Origin of the sequence: Sphingomonas sp. T1, assembly GCF_902506585.1 — a bacterium.
In the GTDB taxonomy this organism is placed as follows: domain Bacteria; phylum Pseudomonadota; class Alphaproteobacteria; order Sphingomonadales; family Sphingomonadaceae; genus Sphingomonas; species Sphingomonas aerolata.
This window is the reverse complement of the sequence record NZ_LR733913.1, coordinates 1-2,581: the sequence shown is the minus strand read 5'-3', so window position 1 is coordinate 2,581 and position 2,581 is coordinate 1. Positions and strand designations below refer to the sequence as shown.

Below are 2,581 nucleotides of genomic sequence, written 5' to 3'. Positions count from 1 at the left end.
TATTGAGCGGCGATCTGGATGAGACAGTAGCGGCGATCAGGATGAGACTCTGCGGCCGTGACGGGAGCGAGATTGTCGCGGCGCGACAGGCAATGCAAGGCCAACTTTGGTGTTGATCGCCGCTCCGCGACAGACGGTGTCTCAGCTTGATTGTCGCTGGAGGGCTGCGCGGCGTCGGTAGCTCTCGACGTTCATCTCGAAGATGGTGGAATGATGAACGAGGCGATCGACAGCGGCGAGCGTCATGGCGGGGTCAGGGAATACGCGCGACCAGTCGCCGAATGGCTGGTTGGCGGTAATGAGGGTTGATCGGCGTTCGTAGCGGGCGCTAATCAGTTCGAAGAGGACGGAGGTTTCGGCCTGGTCCTTGGTGACGTAGGCGAGATCGTCGAGCACGAGCAGGTGATATTTGTCGAGCTTGGCGATCGCACTTTCGAGGGCGAGCTCACGGCGCGCGATCTGCAGTTTCTGGACGAGATCCGAGGTACGGGTGAACAGGACGCGCCAGCCCGCCTCGATGAGTGCCATGCCGATTGCAGCGGCGAGATGGCTCTTCCCGCCGCCCGGTCCGCCAATCATGATGAGGTTGGCCCCCTTCTCGAGCCAGCTGTCGCCGGCGCAGAGCGCCATGATGTGAGCCTTCGAGATCATCGGCACGTTGGTGAAGTCGAAGGTGTCGAGGGTCTTGCCTGGTGGCAGGCGTGCTTCTGCCAGGTGCCGCTCGATGCGTCGCCGGTCGCGTTCGGCGATCTCATGCTCGGCGAGCGCGGCGAGGAAGCGGGTGGCCGGCCACGCCTCCTTGTCGGCGCGTTCAGCGAACTGGAGCCAGGCCTGTTTGATGGCGGGCAGACGCAGTTCGTTGAGGATGAATGCGAGGCGCTGGGTGTCGACAGCGGGGTTCATGCGGCCGCTCCCGTCAGCAGAGTGTCGTAGACGGCAAGCGAGGGCAATTGCACCGAGACGACCGGCAAGCTGGCCGGGTCTGGTGAGAAGCGTGCTCGTAGCTGCGTGAGGTCTGGCAGGCGCCTGGCGTCCAGATCCGCTGCCAGAACATCTGCCAGCTCTGCTTCGCAACCCCGCTCATGCGCGAGCGAGAGCAACTCGACCATGATCTTGCAGGCGACGCGCTCGGGCAGTTGTTCGATAAGACGGTCGAATGTCCGGCGATACGCTTCGCGCGGAAAGATCTGGTCGCGGTAGACGAGGTTCATCAGCGCCATAGGTTTGCGCCGCAGGCTGTGAATGACGTGCCGGTAGTCGACGACGTGTCCGTGCTTGCCGTCGCTGGGCGTTCGTCCGCGACGGAGCGTCATGAGACGCGTCGCGCCGAGGAAGATATCGAGGCGGTCGTCATACAGGCGGACCCTCAGCCTGTGGCCGATGAGGCGCGACGGGACCGTGTAGAAGACCTTCTTCAGCGTGAAGCTGCTGGTCGAGGTGACGGGGACAATGCTCTCCTCATAGTCGCCGGTGCGAAGCTGCGGGAGCGGCTGCAGCGTTGCGCGCTCGGCATCGATACGAGCCGCGTTGCGTCGGTTCTTGCGCGCGACGATCTCGTCGATGAAGGCGCGATAGGCGGTCAAATCGTCGAAGTCGCCGGATCCGCGCATCAACAGTGCGTCGTTTACGGCATATTTGAGATGGCCGTGGGGGCTTTCGATAGCGCCGTTCTCATGGGCGACACCGCGATTGTTGCGCGTCGGCTCCATCGCATAATGCTCGCAAAGCGCATCATATCGCCGCGTCAGGTCAACTCTGGCGTCAGCGTCGAGATTGCGGAATGCGGCCGACAGGCTGTCACTGCGGTGTAGGCGTGGCGCCCCGCCTACCGCCCACAGGGCGTTCTGCAGTCCCTCGGCCAAGGCGACATAGCTCTCGCCGCCGAGGATGACATGGGCGTGCTCGAAACCCGACCATACCAACCGGAAGTGATAGAGGAGATGCTTGAGCGGCTCGCCGGCGACCGTGACGGGCACATCGAGGTCGCCCATATCGGTGAAGTCCGACAGGCCCATGTGGCCGGGCTCGTGGGTCTGACGGAAAATGACTTCCTGGTCCTGACCATGCCGCGCACGCCATGTCCGGATGCGCCGCTCCAGGGTCCTCCGGATACCGGGCGACAGATCCGAATGCCGGCGAAGCATCTCCTCAAATATGGCAACGGCCCGCAGGCCGGGAGCCGCCTGGAGAAGTGGGACAATCTCGGTGTCGAAGATCTCTGCCAGCGGGTCTGGTCGGCGCCGACCTCGCGGCTCCGCCTTCTGGGACGGGAGTTTGCCGCCCTTGAGCAGCCGATAGGCGGTCGCCCGGCTGATACCGGCCTTGGCCGCTGCCACGGGCACCGGGTCGCTTTGACGATGTTTCATAAAGAGCCTCGTTTGATGATCGTTGACGTGTCGACCGCTCACCTGCGCTCTTCCCTCAAGGAAAAGCCCAGATGTAGGCCGGTCACGACCACCAAAGCCCTTCGAAAGGGCTTCCGTTTGGGGCTGTCGGCTCCGGGCTACGCCCTACGCCGACAGCCCCAAACGGAGTCTCATCTTGATTGACGCTGCTGTCTCACCTTCATCGCCGCGCAGCA

At 63.4% G+C, this 2,581-nt stretch carries 1 protein-coding gene and 1 pseudogene; both read right to left on the bottom strand.

The features are described from left to right. Positions 1-147: 147 nt before the first annotated feature. A pseudogene (gene istB, locus GV027_RS20810) lies at positions 148-903 on the bottom strand (IS21-like element helper ATPase IstB); the annotation flags it as partial. After that, positions 900-2,408: an IS21 family transposase gene (gene istA / locus GV027_RS20805; RefSeq protein ID WP_151989758.1), complete on the bottom strand. Its 1,509-nt coding sequence runs from the start codon at positions 2,406-2,408 to the stop codon at positions 900-902. The pseudogene istB and the gene istA, both read right to left, overlap by 4 nt. Positions 2,409-2,581 lie beyond the last annotated feature (173 nt).